Source organism: Mycobacterium sp. NGS67 (genome assembly GCF_059812185.1).
On the sequence record NZ_JCALCF010000017.1, the window covers coordinates 37,337 to 57,001 of the forward strand.

General features: G+C 66.2%; 20 protein-coding genes. 11 read left to right on the forward strand and 9 right to left on the reverse strand.

All coding sequences use genetic code 11. From position 1 onward, the window contains the following. Window positions 1–144 precede the first annotated feature (144 nt). On the forward strand, window positions 145–1,014 hold the full coding sequence (locus AC5Y4D_RS16895; protein ID WP_500037670.1) for a hypothetical protein: 870 nt from the start codon (window positions 145–147) through the stop codon (window positions 1,012–1,014). A 168-nt stretch (window positions 1,015–1,182) separates the two neighbouring features. Here AC5Y4D_RS16895 and chsH3 read toward each other — a convergent pair whose 3' ends face one another. Both chsH3 and kstD read right to left on the reverse strand, forming a co-directional pair. Beyond that, entirely contained in the window at window positions 1,183–2,043 is an 861-nt protein-coding gene (chsH3, locus tag AC5Y4D_RS16900) for an enoyl-CoA hydratase ChsH3 (protein WP_500037671.1), read from the reverse strand. 1 nt (window position 2,044) lies between these two features. Next, window positions 2,045–3,727, reverse strand: a complete 1,683-nt coding sequence (gene kstD / locus AC5Y4D_RS16905; RefSeq protein WP_500037672.1) for a 3-oxosteroid 1-dehydrogenase — start codon at window positions 3,725–3,727, stop codon at window positions 2,045–2,047. 72 nt (window positions 3,728–3,799) lie between these two features. Between kstD and AC5Y4D_RS16910 the strand changes: the two genes are divergently transcribed. The 7 genes from AC5Y4D_RS16910 to AC5Y4D_RS16940 all read left to right on the forward strand — a co-directional run bounded on the left by AC5Y4D_RS16910 (window position 3,800) and on the right by AC5Y4D_RS16940 (window position 10,037). Continuing rightward, window positions 3,800–4,585, forward strand: coding sequence for a 2-keto-4-pentenoate hydratase (locus AC5Y4D_RS16910; protein ID WP_500037673.1), 786 nt, complete (start codon window positions 3,800–3,802; stop codon window positions 4,583–4,585). Between the two features lie 21 nt (window positions 4,586–4,606). Further along, the gene (locus AC5Y4D_RS16915; RefSeq protein WP_500037674.1) at window positions 4,607–5,521 is read left to right on the forward strand and encodes an acetaldehyde dehydrogenase (acetylating); all 915 of its coding nucleotides are present in this window, start codon (window positions 4,607–4,609) and stop codon (window positions 5,519–5,521) included. Then, window positions 5,518–6,561, forward strand: a complete 1,044-nt coding sequence (gene dmpG, locus AC5Y4D_RS16920) for a 4-hydroxy-2-oxovalerate aldolase (RefSeq protein ID WP_499943199.1) — start codon at window positions 5,518–5,520, stop codon at window positions 6,559–6,561. Before AC5Y4D_RS16915 ends, dmpG begins: the two co-directional genes overlap by 4 nt. Before the next feature lie 51 nt (window positions 6,562–6,612). Continuing rightward, window positions 6,613–6,894 carry a hypothetical protein gene (locus AC5Y4D_RS16925; protein WP_499943198.1) on the forward strand — a complete coding sequence of 94 codons (282 nt, stop codon included), beginning with the start codon at window positions 6,613–6,615 and terminating at the stop codon, window positions 6,892–6,894. 91 nt (window positions 6,895–6,985) lie between these two features. Next, window positions 6,986–8,113, forward strand: coding sequence for a hypothetical protein (locus AC5Y4D_RS16930; protein ID WP_500037675.1), 1,128 nt, complete (start codon window positions 6,986–6,988; stop codon window positions 8,111–8,113). Further along, window positions 8,110–8,892 (forward strand): SDR family oxidoreductase, encoded by a 783-nt coding sequence (locus tag AC5Y4D_RS16935; protein WP_499943196.1) that lies wholly within the window; start codon window positions 8,110–8,112, stop codon window positions 8,890–8,892. Before AC5Y4D_RS16930 ends, AC5Y4D_RS16935 begins: the two co-directional genes overlap by 4 nt. Next, window positions 8,892–10,037, forward strand: coding sequence for a sulfotransferase family protein (locus AC5Y4D_RS16940; RefSeq protein ID WP_500037676.1), 1,146 nt, complete (start codon window positions 8,892–8,894; stop codon window positions 10,035–10,037). The genes AC5Y4D_RS16935 and AC5Y4D_RS16940 overlap by 1 nt, the downstream gene beginning before the upstream one ends. A 16-nt stretch (window positions 10,038–10,053) precedes the next feature. Here AC5Y4D_RS16940 and AC5Y4D_RS16945 read toward each other — a convergent pair whose 3' ends face one another. Then, window positions 10,054–10,500, reverse strand: a complete 447-nt coding sequence (locus AC5Y4D_RS16945) for a hypothetical protein (RefSeq protein ID WP_499943194.1) — start codon at window positions 10,498–10,500, stop codon at window positions 10,054–10,056. Window positions 10,501–10,505: 5 nt separating this feature from the next. Then, window positions 10,506–11,663 (reverse strand): 3-ketosteroid-9-alpha-monooxygenase, oxygenase component, encoded by a 1,158-nt coding sequence (locus AC5Y4D_RS16950; protein WP_499943193.1) that lies wholly within the window; start codon window positions 11,661–11,663, stop codon window positions 10,506–10,508. A 114-nt stretch (window positions 11,664–11,777) separates the two neighbouring features. Here AC5Y4D_RS16950 and AC5Y4D_RS16955 point away from each other — a divergent pair, with 114 nt between their 5' ends. Continuing rightward, window positions 11,778–12,305, forward strand: coding sequence for a gamma carbonic anhydrase family protein (locus AC5Y4D_RS16955; RefSeq protein ID WP_500037677.1), 528 nt, complete (start codon window positions 11,778–11,780; stop codon window positions 12,303–12,305). An 84-nt stretch (window positions 12,306–12,389) separates the two neighbouring features. On the opposite strand, the gene AC5Y4D_RS16960 is transcribed toward AC5Y4D_RS16955, so the two are convergent. The 4 genes from AC5Y4D_RS16960 to AC5Y4D_RS16975 are packed head-to-tail and all read right to left on the reverse strand — an operon-like array spanning window position 12,390 to window position 16,524. Next, window positions 12,390–13,271 carry a TIGR03619 family F420-dependent LLM class oxidoreductase gene (locus AC5Y4D_RS16960; protein ID WP_500037678.1) on the reverse strand — a complete coding sequence of 294 codons (882 nt, stop codon included), beginning with the start codon at window positions 13,269–13,271 and terminating at the stop codon, window positions 12,390–12,392. Window positions 13,272–13,279: 8 nt separating this feature from the next. Further along, window positions 13,280–14,458, reverse strand: coding sequence for a thiolase family protein (locus AC5Y4D_RS16965; RefSeq protein WP_499943190.1), 1,179 nt, complete (start codon window positions 14,456–14,458; stop codon window positions 13,280–13,282). Further along, on the reverse strand, window positions 14,458–15,519 hold the full coding sequence (locus AC5Y4D_RS16970) for a thiolase family protein (protein ID WP_500037679.1): 1,062 nt from the start codon (window positions 15,517–15,519) through the stop codon (window positions 14,458–14,460). Before AC5Y4D_RS16970 ends, AC5Y4D_RS16965 begins: the two co-directional genes overlap by 1 nt. A gap of 15 nt (window positions 15,520–15,534) precedes the next feature. Then, on the reverse strand, window positions 15,535–16,524 hold the full coding sequence (locus AC5Y4D_RS16975) for a Zn-ribbon domain-containing OB-fold protein (protein WP_500037680.1): 990 nt from the start codon (window positions 16,522–16,524) through the stop codon (window positions 15,535–15,537). Between the two features lie 61 nt (window positions 16,525–16,585). Here AC5Y4D_RS16975 and AC5Y4D_RS16980 point away from each other — a divergent pair, with 61 nt between their 5' ends. Next, a complete protein-coding gene (locus AC5Y4D_RS16980; protein ID WP_499990059.1) occupies window positions 16,586–17,617 on the forward strand; it encodes an LLM class F420-dependent oxidoreductase in 1,032 nt (343 codons plus the stop codon). A gap of 57 nt (window positions 17,618–17,674) precedes the next feature. On the opposite strand, the gene AC5Y4D_RS16985 is transcribed toward AC5Y4D_RS16980, so the two are convergent. Beyond that, complete coding sequence (locus tag AC5Y4D_RS16985) at window positions 17,675–18,385, reverse strand: acetoacetate decarboxylase family protein (RefSeq protein ID WP_499990061.1); 711 nt, start codon at window positions 18,383–18,385, stop codon at window positions 17,675–17,677. Window positions 18,386–18,430: 45 nt separating this feature from the next. Between AC5Y4D_RS16985 and AC5Y4D_RS16990 the strand changes: the two genes are divergently transcribed. Further along, window positions 18,431–19,648 carry a cytochrome P450 gene (locus AC5Y4D_RS16990; RefSeq protein WP_500037681.1) on the forward strand — a complete coding sequence of 406 codons (1,218 nt, stop codon included), beginning with the start codon at window positions 18,431–18,433 and terminating at the stop codon, window positions 19,646–19,648. Window positions 19,649–19,665 lie beyond the last annotated feature (17 nt).

Here is a 19,665-nt window from a genome sequence, read left to right on the forward strand (position 1 = left end):
CACGCTAGCGTGACTCGCGACGGGGACCGCCGCGGCTTCGCCATGCCCCCTCTCACCAGAGCGTCCGAGCGCCGAGCGTCACGCCAGTGTGGCGCTGTGGATGAATGAAGTGACGTTGACGCCGTCGCGTGTCACCTTGCGGCGATGGGTGACCCGTTTATCGGCAGCGAAGCCGTCGCGAGCGAGGATTTGATCAAGAGTGTTCTGCGCACGCGGTACCGGAAGCTGCTCCGTGACGTGTATGTCGACCCGCACGCTGAGCTGACGCCGGAAATGCGGGCCAAAGCGGCATGGCTGTGGTCGAGACGACGAGGAATTGTCGCAGGGTTGACAGCCAGTGCGGTACACGGCGCCAAGTGGGTCGATCCTTGCGGGCCGATGGAGATTCTCCATACCAATCGAAATCCGTTGCCAGGGATCAGAGTTCACGGCGATGCCGTCGGGGCCGACGAGATCGTCCGTCGCGCCGATATACCTGTGACGAGTCCGGCCCGGACGGCACTCGACCTGGGCTGCTGGTACCCGACCGACGATGCCGTTGCGGCGATTGACGCCCTGCTCGCGGCCGGCAATCTGCAGGTTGCCGAGGCAAACGTGCTCGCCGAGCGGTACCCGATGCGGCGCGGAATACGCCGAGCGCGGTCCGCCCTCGCACTGGCAGACGGCGGATCCCAATCACCCAAAGAAACATGGCTTCGCTTGCTGCTGATCAGGGCGGGATTCCCGCGTCCGCAAACACAGATCCCAGTCGTCGACGAGTATGGCGACGAGTTTGCCTATCTGGACATGGGCTGGCAAGACGTCAAGGTCGCTGCCGAGTACGACGGCGAACAGCACCGCACGGATAGGCGGCGATACAAGTGGGACGTCCGCCGACAGGAAAAGGTCGAGCGATGCGGCTGGATCAACATCCGCGTCGTTGCGAGCGATCGACCCGCGGACATCGTCCGACGTGTCGCAGCCGCTCGCGCCAGACGGGGTGTGACGTCCGATCGCCTCCGAATGCCACGCTAGCGTGACGCTCGGCGTCGGCAGTCACGCTAGCGTGACGCTCGGCGAGAAGGGGGCGTGGCGAGAGCTGCGGCGGTCCGTCGCGAGTCACGCTAGCGTGACGCCCGGCGAGGGGGCGTGGCGAGAAGGGGGCGAGGCGAGGCGCGAGGGGCGAGGGGCGAAGCCCCCCACCTAGGCGGGGACGAGCTCCACGCCGGTCAGCACCACCGCATCGTCGCGCGACGGCGCGACCACCCCGGCCAGGAAACGACCGTCCTCTTTCCAGACGTTGACCTGCAACGTCTCGCCGGGAAACGCGACACCCGCGAAGCGGGCGCCGTACGCCCCCACCGCCGACGCGTCCCCGTCCAGCAACGCGTCGGTGATCGCCTTGCAGGTCATGCCGTAGGTGCATAGCCCGTGCAGAATGGGCTTGGGAAAGCCTGCGGCAGAGGCGAATTCGGGATCGGAGTGCAGCGGGTTGCGGTCGCCGCACAGTCGGTACAGCAGCGCCTGCTGCGGCAGCAACGGCAGCGGGATCTGCAGATCGGGCGCACGGTCGGGTGCCGCGTCCGACCCCGAGGGCCCACGCTCGCCACCGAATCCGCCTTCACCGCGGGCGAAGATCGACCGTCGCTGCGTCCACAACAATGTGCCGTCCGGCGCCGTCACCGTTGTCTCGCTCCAGATCACCGCGGCTTTGCCCTTGTCCCAGATGTCGGTGAACCGGGTGACGGCTTTCGCCGAACCCGACGGCGGCAGCGGCGCGGGCACTTCCACCCGCTCGGAGGCGTGCAGCACCTTGGCCAACTCGATGTCGATGCCGGGGAACTGCACGGTGGGGGGCTCCGTCATGTGGAACGACGCGGCCACGTTGCCGAACGTCGGCAACACCTGCGGGGTGTCGTCCACCAGGTAACGCAGTTCGCGCGGATCCATCGGATCGGCGCCCGCGCCCAGACCCAGGTGGTAGAGCTGGATATCGCTACTGGTCCAAGCGAATTCGATCGGGTCCAGCTCGGCGGCCAGTGCGGTCGCTACATCGATCGGCATGTCAGCCCTTTCCGGCGATGTGCAGTGCCGCCAGGTATCCGAACGTCATGGCCGGGCCGATCGTGCCGCCCGGACCCGGGTAGGTGTGACCCATCACCGGCGCACTGACATTGCCTGCGGCATAGAGGCCGTCGATGATGCTGCCGTCGTCGCGCAGGGCACGTCCGTGCACGTCGGTGCGGATGCCGCCCTTGGTGCCCAGGTCACCCGGAACCATCTTGGCGGCGTAATAGGGGGCATGGCTGATCTCGCCCAGGTTCGGATTGGGCTTGTTGGTCGGGTCGCCGTAGTACTTGTCGTAGGCGCTTTCACCGCGGTGGAAGTCCTCGTCGACGCCGGACCGTGCGAAGCCGTTGAAACGCGCCACGGTCTTGCTGAACTCCTCGGCCGGCAGACCGGCCTTGACGGCCAGCTCCTCCAGAGTGTCCGCCTGGATGATCACCCCGGATTCCATCCACTTGCGCGGAATCCGTTGTCCGGCTTGAAGTCCGGCGAAGATGTAGCGGTCGCGGTACTGCTGGTCGAACACCAGCCAGGCCGGAATGTTCTCCCCCGGCCCGGGGCCCTGGCCGTGTTCGCCGCCGTACATGTGGTGGCAGGCCTCGACATAGGGCATCGATTCGTTCATGAACCGCCTGCCGGACATGTTGACGATGATCGAACCCGGCGAGTTGCGCTCGGACAGCGCGAACCACGGCGCACCCACCAGCGGCACCGTCGGACCCCACCAGGCGTCTTCCATCAAATCGAGTGCGGCGCCCAGCTTTTCGCCGGCGACGATGCCGTCACCGGTGTTGGCTTTGGCGCCCACGGTCCACTCCGAGGTGATCGGTGCGCGCTGATACTTGACCCGCATCTGCTCGTTGTGTTCGAAGCCGCCGGAGGCGAGGATCACGCCGCGCCGGGCCCGGATCAGCCGTGGTTCAGCCGATTCCGGCGCCGCGGTGTCCTGCACGTAGATCCCGCGCACCACGCCGTCCTCCACATACAGGTCGGTCAGCGCGGTGTTGAGCACCACCGGGACACCGGCCCGCTGCAACCCGATCCGCAGTGGCGCGATCAACGCGCGACCCATGCCGACCAGGTTTTTGCCGGTCGCCTTGGCCCACATGGTGCGCGCACCGACCTTCAAACTGCGGGCCACCCCCCGGGGGTGCCGCTTGAGCATGTTCAGGCGCACGTAGTCCTGCTGCATCACAACGACATTCAGTGGGACCTTGCCGTACGCCGGTTCCAGTCCGGCCTCGTCGGGACCGAGCTTGCGGGCGTTGAACGGCTTCGGCTCGATGGACCGCCCGTCCGCGCGGCCGCCCGGCGCTTCCGGGTAGTAGTCGGAGTAGCGGGGCACCCAGCACATCTTCAGCGGCGTGTGCTTGAGGACGAACGAGAGCATCTCGGGCCCGCGCTGCAGGTAGGTGTCGATGCGTTCCGGTTCGACGACATCGCCGACGATGCCGTGCAGATACTGCCGAGCCGCCTCGGGTGTGTCGCGCACGCCGTCCCGCTGCAGCACCTCGTTGTTCGGGATCCAGACGCCGCCGCCGGACCGGGCGGTCGATCCGCCGAAGTGCGGAGCCTTCTCGACGACTACTGTCGAGAGGCCGCGGTGCGCGGCGGTGAGGGCAGCCACCATGCCGGCGGCGCCGCTGCCTACCACGACGACGTCGTACTCCTGTGCTGTCATGTAGAACACGTTATAGAATTGCCCGGGTCGGGCGCTACTGGCCCGGTCACAAGCGCGAAGGGAATTCGGTAAATGCTGCATGTTGCGACCCGCGACGAGCTGGCTGCCGACCTCGCACAGGCCGAACGGAGCCGCGTCGGGATAGCCCCGCTGACGTCCGCGTACCCCGACATCGACGTCGTGGACGCCTACGAAATCCAGCTGATCAACATCCGGCAACGGGTGGCCGAGGGCGCCCGGGTGGTCGGGCACAAGGTCGGGCTGTCGTCGAAGGTGATGCAGCAGATGATGGGCGTCGACGAGCCCGACTACGGGCACTTGCTCGACGAGATGGAAGTGTTCGAGTCCACCCCGGTCAAGACCGGCCGGTACCTCTTGCCGAGGGTCGAGGTCGAGGTCGGCTTCATCCTGGGCGAGGACCTGCCCGGAGCGGGCTGCACCGAGGACGACGTGCTGGCCGCCACCGAGGCCGTCGCCCCCGCCATCGAACTGATCGACACCAGGATCCGGGATTGGAAGATCGCGTTGTGCGACACCATCGCCGACAACGCCTCGTCGGCCGGATTCGTGCTGGGCGAGGCCCGGGTGTCGCCTAACGACGTCGACATCACCGCGATCGACGCGAAGCTGACCCGCAACGGGGAGCTGATCGCCGAGGGCCGCAGCGACGCCGTGCTGGGCAATCCCGCCACGGCGGTGGCCTGGCTGGCTCGCAAGGTGGAAAGCTTCGGGGTGCGGTTGAAAAAGGGTGACGTGGTGTTGCCCGGGTCGTGCACCTTTGCGGTCGACGTGCATGCCGGCGACGAGTTCGTCGCCGACTTCGCCGGCCTGGGTGCCGTTCGTTTGTCGTTCGAATAGCTCAAGTAAGAGGAGCGCGTCATGCCAGACAAGGCGAGTGTGGCCATTGTCGGGTCGGGAAACATCAGCACCGACCTGCTCTACAAGCTGCTGCGATCGGACTGGCTGGAACCACGCTGGATGGTCGGCATCGACCCGGACAGCGAAGGTCTGGCGCGGGCCCGCAAGCTGGGACTGGAGACCAGCCACAAGGGCGCCGACTGGTTGCTCGAGCAGTCCGAGAAACCCGACCTGGTGTTCGAGGCCACCAGTGCCTACGTGCACCGCGACGCCGCACCGAAGTACGAGGCCGCCGGCATCCGGGCCATCGACCTCACACCGGCCGCGGTGGGCCCGGCGGTGATCCCGCCGGCGAACCTGCGGGCACACCTCGACGCCCCGAACGTCAACATGATCACCTGCGGGGGACAGGCGACGATCCCGATCGTCTACGCGGTGTCCCGGGTGGTGGATGTTCCGTACGCCGAGATCGTGGCGTCGGTGGCGTCGGTCTCGGCCGGCCCGGGCACCCGGGCCAACATCGACGAGTTCACCAAGACCACCTCGCGCGGCGTGCAGACCATCGGCGGCGCCGCACGGGGCAAGGCGATCATCATCCTGAACCCGGCCGACCCGCCGATGATCATGCGCGACACAATCTTCTGCGCCATCCCCGAGGACGCCGACCGCGACGCCATCGCCCAGTCGATCAAGGACGTGGTCGCCGAAGTGCAGACCTACGTGCCCGGGTACCGGTTGCTCAACGAGCCGCAGTTCGACGAGCCGTCGATCAATTCCGGCGGCCAGGCGCTGGTCACCACGTTCGTCGAGGTCGAAGGCGCTGGCGACTACCTGCCGCCCTACGCCGGCAACCTCGACATCATGACCGCGGCGGCCACCAAGGTCGGCGAGGAGATCGCCAAAGAGACGCTCGCGGTGACGGGAGGCGCACGATGACCGGCCACATTTTCGAGGGTGCGTGGGACGTCCGGATCACCGACACCTCGCTGCGGGACGGCTCGCACCACAAGCGCCACCAGTTCACCAAGGACGAGGTGCGTTCCATCGTGACGGCGCTGGATGCGGCCGGGGTGCCGGTGATCGAGGTGACGCACGGCGACGGCCTGGGCGGGTCGAGCTTCAACTACGGCTTCTCCAAAACCCCCGAGCAGGAACTGATCAAGCTCGCCGCCGAAACCGCGACCGAAGCCAAGATCGCCTTCCTGATGCTCCCGGGTGTGGGCACCAAGGAGGACATCAAGGAAGCGCAGGACAACGGCGGAACGATCTGCCGGATCGCCACGCACTGCACCGAGGCCGACGTCTCGATCCAGCATTTCGGGCTGGCCCGCGAGCTGGGCCTGGAGACCGTCGGGTTCCTGATGATGGCCCACACCATCCCGCCGGAGAAGCTGGCCGCGCAGGCGCGGATCATGGCCGATGCCGGCTGCCAGTGCGTCTATGTCGTCGACTCCGCCGGCGCGTTGGTGCTCGACGGGGTCGCCGACCGGGTCTCGGCCTTGGTCGCCGAGCTCGGCGAGGACGCGCAGGTGGGCTTCCACGGTCATGAGAACCTCGGTCTCGGGGTGGCCAACTCGGTGGAGGCGGTACGCGCCGGCGCCAAGCAGATCGACGGCAGCGTGCGCCGCTTCGGTGCCGGGGCGGGCAACGCGCCGGTCGAGGCGTTGATCGGGGTGTTCGACAAGATCGGCGTCAAAACCGGCATCGACTTCTTCGACATCGCCGACGCAGCCGAGGACGTGGTGCGCCCGGCCATGCCGGCCGAATGCCTGCTGGACCGCAACGCGCTGATCATGGGGTACTCGGGCGTCTACTCGAGCTTCCTCAAGCACGCCATCCGGCAGGGTGAGCGCTACGGCGTGCCGCCGCATGAACTGCTGCACCGCGCCGGGCAGCGCAAGTTGATCGGCGGCCAGGAAGACCAGTTGATCGACATCGCGCTGGAGATCAGGCGCGAGCAGGAAGCGCCGGCCTAGTACCGAAAAGCGGGGCCCCCGGGCCTTGATTTCGCGAGTAACCTCGATCGCATGACCAGCACATCGAGGACCGTCGGCTGGTTTGCCGGCGGCCTGTTCACCGTCATCGCTTCGGCAGCGATCGCGCTGCCGGTCGCCAATGCCGATCCCTGCAACACCACCGTGGGGCAGACGGCGGGCGAACAAGTCAACGGCTATCTGGACCGCCACCCCGACGTGCGGGCTCAGTTGCAAGCCAGGGCGGGGTCCGGCACCGACCTCACCGACTACCTCAACCGGCACCCCGACGTGCGGCAGGCGTTGATCACGCTCGCCAACCAGTGCACGTCCTGAGGTGAGCGGGCTTCGTCCCACTACCGCGCGTATGACGCGCGGAAATGTTAGCGGTTGACTCAAAACAGGAACACGTTCTAGCGTCAGAGTCGTGTTCTCTGACACGCTGACTGCAGCGATCGCCGAAGCCGAGAGTCTGGTCGCAGATGCTCCGTTCATCGAGACCGAAGCCGACCTGCTGGAAGGACTGCAATACCTGGCCGGATGTGTGGCCGGCTGTCTCCACCTGGCGTTCGACTACGAACGCGACCATCCATTTCTGCAGTCGGGAACCGGCCCGTTCACCAAGATGGGCCTGGACAATCCCGACACCCTCTATTTCGGAACGCGGGTGCACGCCAACCGCGACTACGTGGTCCGCGGCGTGCGTGGTACCACCACCGACCTGAGCTTCCAGTTGCTCGGCGGTGAGTACACCGACGACAACGTGCCGGCCAGCCAGGCCGCGTTCGACGACCGCGAACTCGACATCGCCCCCGACGGCAGCTTCGAGTGGCGGGTCCGCCCGACAAGCCCCAGCCAGTTGGTGATCCGCGAGGTGTACGGCGACTGGTCGGCTCGGCGCGGGACGCTGACCATCGAGCGACTCGACACCGCGGGCACCGCACCGCCGCCGCTGACCCGTCAGCTGATCGAAAAACGTTACGCCACAGCGGGAAAGCAATTGGTCAACCGGGTCAAGACCTGGCTGCAGTTCCCGCAGTGGTTCTATCTCGACATCCCGGTCAACACCATGGTGGCGCCGCGGCTGACCCCGGGCGGTCTGTCGACCCAGTACTCCTCGGTCGGGCACTTCGACCTGGATCCGGATCAGGCGCTGGTGATCACCGTGCCCGCCAGCGATGCCCCGTACCTGGGTTTCCAGTTGGGCAGCCTGTGGTACATCTCGCTGGACTACATCAACCACCAGACGTCGCTGAACAACACTCAGGCACAGGCGGATCCGGACGGCAAGGTGCGCATCGTGGTCAGCGACCAGAACCCGGGGGTCACCAACTGGGTGGAGACGCTGAACCACCGACGCGGCTTCCTGCAGTTCCGCTGGCAGCGGGTCTCGCGCGAGTTGACCGAGGCCGACGGGCCCACCGTCGAGTTGGTCGACGTCGACAAGGTGGCGGCCGCGTTGCCGTACTACGACCACAACAAGATTTCCGAGGACGACTGGCGGGCACGAATCACGTTGCGTCAGCAGCAAATTGCGGCAAGGATGCTGGGATGACCGATCTGCTGGACGGCAAGGTAGTGGTGATCAGCGGGGTGGGCCCCGGGTTGGGCACCACCCTGGCGCGTCGATGTGCCCTGGAAGGGGCCGACCTGGTGTTGGCGGCCCGCAGCGCGGACCGGCTCGACGACGTCGCCAAGCAGGTGGTCGACCTGGGCCGCAAAGCGGTGGCAGTGCGCACCGACATCACCGACGACGACCAGGTGAGCAATCTCGTCGACTCGAGCCTGGAGGCCTACGGCAAGGTCGACGTGCTGGTCAACAACGCCTTCCGGGTGCCGTCGATGAAACCGTTGGCCGGCACCACCTTTCAGCACATCCGGGACGCGATCGAGCTCAGTGCGCTGGGGGCATTGCGGCTCATCCAGGGCTTCACACCGGCATTGGCCGAGTCGAACGGTTCGGTCGTCAACGTCAACTCCATGGTGATCCGGCACTCGCAGGCCAAGTACGGGGCCTACAAGATGGCCAAGTCGGCGCTGCTGTCCATGTCGCAGTCCCTGGCCACCGAACTGGGCGAGCAGGGCATCCGCGTCAATTCCGTTGCACCCGGCTACATCTGGGGCGACACGCTGCAGGGCTACTTCAACCACCAGGCGGGTAAGTACGGGACCACCGCCGAGCAGATCTATCAGGCCACCGCGGCGCAGTCCGACCTCAAGCGGCTGCCCACCGAGGACGAGGTGGCGTCGGCGATCCTGTTCATGGCCAGCGATCTGTCCAGCGGCATCACCGGGCAGACCCTGGACGTCAACTGCGGGGAGTACCACACGTAATGACCCAGCGCACCGACATCGCGAGCGTCGACGAATTACACGCGTCGGCAACCAAACTCACCGGCCTGGACGATTTCGGCCCCGACGACGACAACTACCGCGAAGCTCTCGAAGTGCTGCTCGACTCCTACCGCAAGGAGGCGGGCCTGACGGTGTTGGGCAGCAAGATGAATCGGTTCTTCCTGCGCGGCGCGCTGGTTGCCCGGTTGCTGTCCGAGTCGTCGTGGCAACAGAACCCCGCCTACCGGGACGTCGCCATCGAGCGCCCGATCTTCGTGACCGGCTTGGTGCGCACCGGCACGACGGCGCTGCACCGGTTGCTGGGCGCCGACCCGGCCCATCAGGGGCTGCACATGTGGCTGGCGGAGTTCCCGCAACCGCGACCGCCGCGTGACACCTGGGACTCGAACCCGTTGTACCGCAGGCTCGATGACCAGTTCAACCAGCATCACGCCGACAACCCCGGCTACACCGGCCTGCACTTCATGGCCGCCTACGAGCTGGAGGAGTGCTGGCAGCTGTTGCGCCAGTCGCTGCACTCGGTGTCTTACGAGACCCTCGCGCACCTACCGACTTACGCGAAGTGGCTGTCCCAGCAGGACTGGACGCCGTCGTATCAGCGGCACAAGCGCAACCTGCAGTTGATCGGCATGAACGACGCCGACAAGCGCTGGGTGCTGAAGAACCCCAGCCATCTGTTCGCCCTGGACGCGCTGATGGCGACTTATCCTGACGCCCTGGTGATTCAGACCCACCGACCGGTGGAGACGATCATGGCGTCGATGTGCTCGCTGGCCCAGCACACCGCGGAAGGATGGTCGACGACCTACACCGGAGCCCAGATCGGCGCCGACTCGATGGAGACGTGGTCGCGGGGGTTGGAACGGTTCAACACCGCACGCGCCAAATACGATTCGGCGCAGTTCTACGACGTCGACTACAAGGAGTTGATCGCCGACCCGCTGGGCACGGTCGCCGACATCTACCGGCACTTCGGGATCACGCTGACCGACGAGGCCAGGCAGGCGATGGAAGCCAGTCACGCGGCGAGTCAGCAAGGCGATCGGGCGCCGAAACACCGCTACTCCCTTGCTGATTACGGGTTGACGGCCGAAGCGGTCAAGGAGCGGTTCGCCGGGCTGTGACCTGACGGTAGCGGCTCTACTCGGCCGCCTCGTGCTCCAAAATCCCCTCGGCCACCGCGTGCTCGATGCTGTCGGAAAGCCGCGGGCAGGACCGGGTGCGCGCGGTATCCCCGCCGGATGCGCGCACTTCGGCAAAGTGCGCGCAACGCTGCGCGGCGTCGCTATTCCATTGCACCGCAGTGTGACCCGGGCCGAGCCTGCGCACGGTCACCGTGACGTGACAGAACCGACAGTCCACCGGCCGCAATCCGGCGGACAGGTAGCGCTCGCGGTCGGCGCGGCTGGCTTCGGCCACCGAGGCGGCGCGATCGGGGTCGTTGCTGAAATCCCTTGACTTCGACCAGGCCCCGGAACCACCGTTCGTCGACGGCGCCTCGTCATGGTCATGGTGATCGCCGTGCAGTGCCAGCATCGACCGTGCCAAGCGGTCGACGTCGGGAACGGCCGGCTGATCGTCGGACATGTCCGTCAGTTCGCCGGGACCTCGTCGGACTCGGTGTCCCGCGCCTTCAAGTTCTCGGCCACCTCGGCGTTCCAGAACTCGTTGGCGCGCGTCGTGTCGACCTCGATCTCGAAGCGCTCCACCATCTCTGGGGCGACGTCGGCGGCGTCGACGTAGAACTGCTGATACCAGCGGCGCAGCTGATAGACCGCGCCGTCTTCCTCGACCAGCAGCGGATTGTCGATGCGCGTCTTGTGCTTCCAGATCTCCACGTCCTGCAGGAAGCCCTTGCTGACGCCGTCGGTGAACACCCGGGAGAGCTTGTCGGTCATCTTTTCGTCCATGCCCTTGGGCTTTTCGACGATGACGCCCCACTGCAGCACGAACGAATTCTGCGTGACCGGGTAGTGGCAGTTGATCAGGATCGACTCCGCCTTGTACCCGCCGTAGCTGTTGTGCAACCAGTTGATCATGAACGACGGCCCGAAGTAGGACGCTTCGGAATCCAAATGCGCTTCGCCGTAGGTGGTTCCGAGGTCGTCGACGTCGGGGCGGCCCACGTTGTGCAGGTACTGCGAGGCGATGTGACCCTCGAAGACGTTCTTGAAGTACGTCGGCAATCCGTAGTGGATGTAGAAGAAGTGCGCCATGTCGGTGACGTTGTCGATGATGTCACGGCAGTTGGATCCCTCGATCAGGATGCTGTTCCACCGCCACTCGGTCCACTCGTCGCTGGCGGCTTCGGCCAACTCGGGGATGCGCACCGCGGGGTCCGGTGGGTTGCCCTCGTGGTCGTGCCAGACGAACAGCAGCCCACTGCGCACGTCGGTCGTCCAGGACCGGGTGCGGGCCGTCTTCGGGGTGCGCTTGGCGTAGGGCACCAGCTTGCAGCGGCCGTCGCCGCCCCAGCGCCAGTCGTGGAACGGGCAGGCGACCTCGTCGCCCTTGATGGTGCCCTCGGACAGGTCACCGCCCATGTGCCGGCAGTAGCCGTCCAGAACCTTGATGTCCCCGTGTGAGTCGGCGAACACCACCAGCTTCGTGCCGAAAGCCTGCACCGAGTGCGGCTTGCCGTCGAGAAAGTCCTTCGCGACGCCCAGGCAGTGCCAGCCTCGGGCATACCTGGTCGGTAAGGCGCCGGGATCGATTTCCCGAACACCGACGCCGCTTGTGCCGGTACTCACCTTGTTACCTCCAATAATGGGCTGCTAACTAGAACACGTTACAGTTTTGGGGCGGGGGAGCGCAACGACGGGGACCCTAACCACGGCATATGCATGGTGCGGTATATGTAGGCAATGCCGTTGTATTCATTCGAGGGTCGATCGCCGCGGGTCGATCCCACCGCCTTCGTGGCCCCGACCGCGACGCTGATCGGCGACGTCACGGTCCAGGCGGGAGCCTCCGTCTGGTACAACGCAGTCCTGCGCGGCGACTACGCCCCCGTCGTGATCCGGGAAGGCGCCAACGTGCAGGACGGGTCGGTGTTGCACGCCCCGCCGGGTATTCCGGTCGACATCGGCCCCGGGGCTACGGTGGCCCACCTGTGCGTCATCCACGGCGCCCACATCGGATCCGAGGCATTGATCGCCAACCACGCCACGGTGCTCGACGGCTCGGTGATCGGCGCGCGCTGCCTGGTGGCGGCGGGATCGCTGGTCACCGGCGGCACACAGATCCCGGCCGGGATGCTGGTGACCGGCGCGCCGGCCAAGGTGAAGGGGCCGATCGAGGGAACCGGTGCCGAAATGTGGGTCAACGTCAACCCGCAGGCTTATCGCGACCTGGCGCAACGGCACCTCGCCGGCGTGGAACCAGTGGAGTGAGCGCGACGCATCGAGTGTGAAGTGTGCGACGCCGAAACGGCGTGTCGGGTCGTGGAATTCACACTCGACGGATGGACGCGTCGGTCACCCGTCCTGCCAGCCGGAGTGGATGTAAGTGTCGGCGAAGCGCTTCATCGAGTCCCGTTTCTTGTCCAGCGGCGCATCGAAACCCAGACCGTCGAAAATCCACGGAATGGTGATGTAGTCGGTCACCCCGATCTCGACGAGCTCGCGATGACCGTCCACCCCGAACTTGTCCATGCAGACAGCTTGGTACTCGAAAGGATCATCCGCCCGGCCGTTTTCGGCGAGCAGCGCCTTGAGTTTGCCGATGGTCTCGTCCAGCTGTGCATGCGTCATCATCGCGCTGGTCCAGCCGTCGCTGACCCGAGCGGCCCGCTTGAGGGCGACCTCGGTGTGCCCGCCGACGTAGAACGGCACCGGCTCCTTGGGTGCCGGGCTCATCTGCAGGCGGTCGAAATCGTAAAACTCGCCGTGGAATTCGACCATGCCGCCGGCCAGCACCAATTTGATGACTTCGATCATCTCGTCGACGCGCTTGCCGCGACGCTTGAACGGCACCCCGCACCACTCGAATTCCTCCGGCGCCCAGCCGATTCCGACCCCGAAGCCGAACCGGTTGTTGGTCAGGTTGGCCACCGTGCCGACCTGGCGCGCCAGCAGCAGCGGGTTGCGTGAGCCGAGTTTCATCACGTTGGTGTAGAAACGCAGCTTGGAGGTGACCGCGCCCAGCGTCGCGGCCAGGATCAGCGGATCGGCCCACGGCGTGTTCTCGTCGAACATTCGCTTACCGTCGGCGGTGTAGGGATAGTCGACGGACTGCTTCTCGAAATAGAAGATCGAGTCCGGCAGCGCGATCGAATCGAAACCGACTTCCTCTGCGGTCTTGGCGAGTTCGGTCAGCTGGTCCAGCGGACCCATCGCGATGCTCAGGGTGTACTTCATCCGCGTGGTCACGGTTTGTCGCGCCCGACGACCCACATCGAGTAGTACTGCGAGCCGCCACCATAGGCGTGCCCCAACGCTTTTCGCACATTGGGCACCTGGTGGTCACCGCCCTTGTCCATCACCTGGATCGCGGCCTCGGCGAAGCGGATCAGACCCGAGGCGCCGATCGGATTGGACGACAGCACACCGCCGGACGGGTTGACCGGCAACCGGCCGCCGATCGCGGTCTCGCCCGCCTCGGTGAGCTTCCAACCCTCGCCTTCGGGTGCGAAACCCAAGCTCTCCAACCACATCGGCTCGAACCACGAGAACGGCACGTAGATCTCGGCGGCGTCGATCTCGTCGATCGGGCTGGTGATGCCGGCGGCTTTCCACAGTGCGGCCGCCGCGTCCCGACTGGCCTGCGGGCTGACCTGGTCACGTCCGGAGAACTGCAGCGGCTCGGTGCGCAGCGCGGTGGCGTGAATCCAGGCCACCGGATGTCCTTCCGCCAGACGGGCATCGGCGCTGTCCTCGTCGCCGATCACCACCGCGCAGGCGCCGTCGGACGACGGGCAGGTCTCGTCGAACCGGATCGGGTCCCACAGCATCGGCGACTCCATCACCTTCTCGACGGTGATGTCGGGCTGATGCAGGTGTGCCAGCGGGTTCTTCGCACCGTTCAGCCGGTCCTTCACCGCGACGATGGCGCCGATGTTGGTCGGTGCACCGGAGCGGCGGATGTAGGAGCGCACGTGGGGGGCGAAATACCCGCCCGCGCCGGCGCCGACCGGCTTGATGAACGGGATCGGAATCGACAACGCCCACATGGCATTCGACTCAGACTGCTTCTCCCACGCCATCGCCAGCACCCGGCGGTACTTGCCGGACTGCACGAGGCTGGCCGCGACGACTCCGGTGGAGCCGCCGACCGAGCCCGCGGTGTGCACGCGGATCAACGGCTTGCCGGTGGCTCCGACGGCGTCGGCCATGAACAGTTCGGGCATCATGACGCCCTCGAAGAAGTCCGGTGCCTTGCCGACGACGACGGCGTCGATGTCGTCGAACGTGGATCCGGAATCTTGCAGCGCACGGTCGATGGCTTCGCGCACCATGCCGTTCATCGAAACGTCCTTGCGCTTCGCGACGTACTTGGTCTGTCCGGTGCCCAGCACCGCGGCGAGGTTCGCCCCTGCGCCTGCCATCAGTTCTTTCCTTCCATGACCGCGACCAGGTTCTGTTGCAGCGCAGGCCCGCTGGTCGCGTGTGCCAGCACGCGGCCCGCCGAACCGTCCCAGATGTGTTGTGCGGCAAAGCCGATGCGCTCCAGGCCGGCGACGAACATCGGGTTGGCGGCCAGCGCACCGCCGGACGGGTTCACCTTGGTCGACCCGTTCAGTCCGATGGCCTCGGCCAGGATCAGGTGCTGGTGGGTGAACGGCGCGTAGATCTCGGCGACGTCGAATCCGGTGTCGCCACCGGTGGCCGCTGCCGCCGAGGCCGCCGTCGACGCCGAGACGGTGAGATCGCGCGCACCCAGCACCGGAGTCTCGATGCGGTGTTCGATTCCCGTTATCCAGGCGGGCTTTTCGCGAAGTTCACGGGCCCGGTCGTCGGCGGCGAGCACGATCGCGGCCGCGCCGTCGGTGATCGGTGCGATGTCGTGACGGCGCAGCGGGTCGTTGAAGAACGGCCGGGACAGCAGCTCGTCGATGCTCTCGGCCGGTTTCTCGGAATCGGTGCGTTCGGACTGTGCGAACGAGTCGAGGGCGACCTGCGCCATCTGCTCGGGCGTCCACTTGCCGGAGTCCAGACCGATGCGGGCCTGCAACCCGGCCAGCGACACCGAGTCCGGCCACAACGGCGCGACGGTGTACGGGTCGGTCTGCCGGGTCAGGATCTGGCGCAGGATGCCGGCCGAGGACTTGCCGAACCCGTACACCAGCGCGGTGTCGACCTCGCCGGTGAGGATCTTGATGTAGGCCTCGTAAAGTGCCCAGGCGGCGTCCATTTCGACGTGCGACTCGTTGATCGGCGGCACCGCCCCGATCGAGTCGATCGCCGAGATGAAGGAAAACGCCCGTCCGGCAAGGTAATCCGACGAGCCCGAGCACCAGAAGCCGATATCGGCCTTGGTGATGCCCAGGTCTTCGTAGAGCTGGGCGAAGCACGGCATCAACATTTCGACGCCGTTGGTGGTGCCGTCGGTACGGCGCACGTGCGGCGCGTGCGCGAAGCCGACCACCGCGACATTGCGAGTGCTCATTTGTGAGTGGGCCCTTTACAGGTGGTGTTTGTAGGTGTCGTAGTCGGCGTCCGGTTCACCGGTCGGCCGGAAGAATTCGATGTTGTCGATGCCGAACCCCCACTCCTCGCGGGGTTTCCACACCGCCTCCACCCGCATGCCCATCCGCACCTCGTGCGCGTCGACATCGGCGACCAGGTGCAGGAACGGGATGTCGGCGCCGTCGAGCAGCACGTAAGCCGCCACGTACGGCGGTTTGATGCGCTGGCCCTGGAACGGGATGTTGATGATCGCGAACGTCGTGACCGTGCCCTTGTCCGGCAGCTCGACGAAATCGGTGGTGGGCCGGCCGGTGGCGGGGTCGGCGCCGTGCGGCGGGAAGTAGACCTTGCCTTTTTCACCGGTCTTGGCGCCCAGCAACTTTCCCTCGGCGATGGCGCGCAGGTAGGCGCTTTCCTCGTGCGAGGCGGTGTGCTGAATGGTCAACGAGATGGGCGTGACGACCATGCTGACCGGGTCCTGGTCGGACTCCGCGCCTTCGGGTTCGGTCTCCTCGCCCAGTGCGAAGTAGGCGATGTCGGTGATGGCGCCCACCGTCTCGTCGGCCCAGTGCACGTGCACCCGGGCGCCGGTCTCGATCTTGTCCGAGGATCCCGCGTCGACGGCGTGAATGAGTGGGGTGTCGGCGCCGTCCAGCTTGATCAGCGCCCACGCGAACGGACGGTCCAGTGGTTCCCCACCGAGTGGCTCGGGTTGCCAGGTCCACGACACGACGGTCCCGACGCTGGACACGGGTACCATCTCGCCCAGCGGTTCGTAGGTGACCGGGTCGTATTCCGGAGGCGGCACATGCACCCGGCCATCGGAACCGCGTACCCCCAGAACGCGGCGGTCACGTAGCCCGGTGAAGAACTTTCCGAGGGTGGGACCCACCGAACGGGTGTAGTCGAAGGACAACGTCAACGGTGCGGAGAGGGGCGGCTCAGGGTGATCGATCAGGGTCGGGCCGCTCGAACTGGCTGTCACGCCATCGAGTAGAACAGGTTCTAAGTTTGGTTTCAATACTGGCCCCAAGGAGGCGACCATCGTGAAGCTCGGGCTGCAGTTGGGTTATTGGGGCGCTCAGCCGCCGGAGAACCACGCGGAGCTGGTCGCCGCCGCCGAAGAGGTCGGATTCGACGCCGTCTTCACCGCCGAAGCATGGGGTTCGGACGCTTATACCCCGTTGGCCTGGTGGGGGTCCTCGACGCAGCGGGTACGCCTGGGCACTTCGGTGGTGCAGCTGTCGGCGCGCACCCCGACCGCGTGCGCGATGGCGGCGTTGACGCTCGACCACCTGTCCGGCGGTCGGCACATCCTGGGGCTGGGCGTATCCGGGCCGCAGGTGGTCGAGGGCTGGTACGGGGCCCGGTTCCCCAAGCCGCTGGCCCGCACCCGTGAATACATCGACATCGTGCGCCAGGTGTGGGCCCGGCAGGCGCCGGTGACGAGCGACGGACCGCATTATCCGTTGCCGCTGAGCGGTTCTGGGACCACCGGACTTGGCAAGGCACTCAAGCCGATCACCCACCCGCTGCGCGCCGACATCCCGATCATGCTCGGCGCCGAGGGTCCCAAGAACGTCGCGCTGGCCGCCGAGATCTGCGACGGCTGGCTGCCCATCTTCTACTCGCCGCGCATGGCCGACATGTACAACGAGTGGCTCGACGAGGGGTTCGCCCGCCCGGGCGCCCGACGCAGCCGGGAGGACTTCGAGATCTGCGCGACGGCCCAGATCGTCGTCACCGAGGACCGCGCGGCCGCGTTCGAGGGGATCAAACCGTTCCTGGCGCTCTATATGGGCGGCATGGGCGCCGAGGACACCAACTTCCACGCCGACGTCTACCGCCGGATGGGCTACGGCGAGGTGGTCGACGAGGTCACCAAACTGTTCCGGTCCGACCGCAAGGACGAGGCCGGCAAGGCCATCCCGGACGAACTCGTCGACGACGCGATGATCGTCGGCGATCTGGACTACGTGCGTAAGCAGATCGAGGCGTGGGAGGCATCCGGCGTCACCATGATGGTGGTGGGCGCTCGCAGCGTTGAGCAGGTACGAGACCTCGCCGCGCTGACCTGACACGCAGGCTTGCGAGACCGCTAGAACGCGTTCTAGATTGGCCCGATGGGGATGGGCTCAGACGGCGCGTGCGTCGTCGAACGACATCTCCACGTTGCTCACCGACTGCGTCATCAGCGCCCGCTTGGGCAGGCCCAGCGACGCCAGTTCCCTGGCATAGGGGTGATCGCCGAGCCGGATGCGGGCGCCGCCGAGGCGGGTGCGCACCCCGGAGGTGCTCATCTGCGACGAGGTCTCCCGGGTGACGCCGTCGAGGTGGGAGTAGGTCGTCAAGTTCTGTGCCTTCATCGCGGGGTGCGGCAGGCCCCGGCTGAACTCGATACCGGCGATCAGTTGGCCGTCGGCGCTGACGTCGAAGTCGAACTTGCGGCCCTCGCGAACGGTGAAGTCCGCCATGATCTTTGGGTAACCCCAGATGGTGCGCCCCGCTTCGAGGGTGAACTCCTGGTCCACCGGCAGGTGGTGGATGAAGGTGGCCGCGTCGGCCATCGCTCGCAGGCCCCTGGCCGTGGTGCCGGGTTTGTTCACCATGAACGCGGTGCCGTACTCGTGGTACTTGCCCAGATCGCCGTCGATGTAGCGGACCAGCAGCTGCAGCAGGATGGCCCGGCCGGGCAGGTATTCGAAGATCTGCAGGCCGCTGTAGTCGATGAGACGTTGCGCGGCGGCGGCGTCGACGGAGAACATCGCCGAGTGCTGGTCGGCTTTGCGGATGATCACCGGCATGGTGAGGACGGTGCCGGCGATGGTGTGTTGCGAGACAGGCATGGGGCTTACTGTAATGGGCTCGAAACAGAAAACTGGAGGCTGTAGATGACTGCGATCATCCCGGAGACAATCCGCGACATCGATCTGGCGGACGGCAACTTCTATGCCGACGGCGTCGCGGCGCGCGAGGCGTACCGGTGGATGCGCGCCAACCAGCCGGTGTTCCGGGACCGCAACGGATTGGCCGGTGCGACAACGTATCAGGCCATCCTGGACGCCGAGCGCAACCCGGAGTTGTTCTCCAGCACCGGCGGCATCCGGCCGGACCAGCCCGGCATGCCGTACATGATCGACATGGACGACCCCGCACACCTGGTGCGTCGCAAGCTCGTCAACGCCGGCTTCACGCGCAAGCGGGTCAAGGACAAGGAAGCCTCGATCGGCGAATTGTGCGACACCTTGATCGACGCGGTGTGTGAGCGCGGCGAGTGCGACTTCGTCCGCGACATCGCGGCGCCGTTGCCGATGGCGGTGATCGGCGACATGCTCGGCGTGCTGCCCGAGGACCGCAGCATGTTGCTGAAGTGGTCCGACGATCTGGTCTGCGGACTGAGTTCGCACATCGACCCCACCTCGGTGGAATTTCAGACGGTGATGGAGGCGTTCGCCGCCTATACCGCGTTCACCATGGACCTGATCGGGAAGCGTCGCGCGGAGCCGACCGACGACCTCTATTCGATCCTGATCAACGCCGAGGTCGAGGGTCAGCGGATGGCCGACGAAGAGATCGTCATGGAGACGCTGCTGATCCTGATCGGCGGTGACGAAACCACCCGCCACACGCTGAGCGGCGGCACCGAGCAACTGGTGCGCCATCGCGATCAGTGGTCGGATCTGGTGGCCGACCCGGAATTGCTTCCCGGTGCGATCGAGGAGATGCTGCGCTGGACTTCACCGGTGAAGAACATGTGCCGCACGCTGACCGCGGACACCGAGTTCCACGGCACCTCGTTGACCGAGGGCGAGAAGATGATGCTGCTGTTCGAGTCGGCGAACTTCGACGAGTCGGTGTTCGATCAGCCGGAACACTTCGACATCCGCCGAAACCCCAACAGCCACTTGGCATTCGGCTTCGGTACCCATTTCTGCATGGGGAATCAGCTGGCGCGGCTCGAGTTGTCTTTGATGACGTCGCGGGTGTTGCAGCGTCTGCCGGATCTGCGGCTGGCCGATGAGTCCGCCTTGCCGCTGCGGCCGGCGAACTTCGTGTCCGGACTGGAATCGATGCCGGTGGTGTTCACGCCGACCGCGCGGGTGTTTTAGCGCCCGTCCGCGGCAGA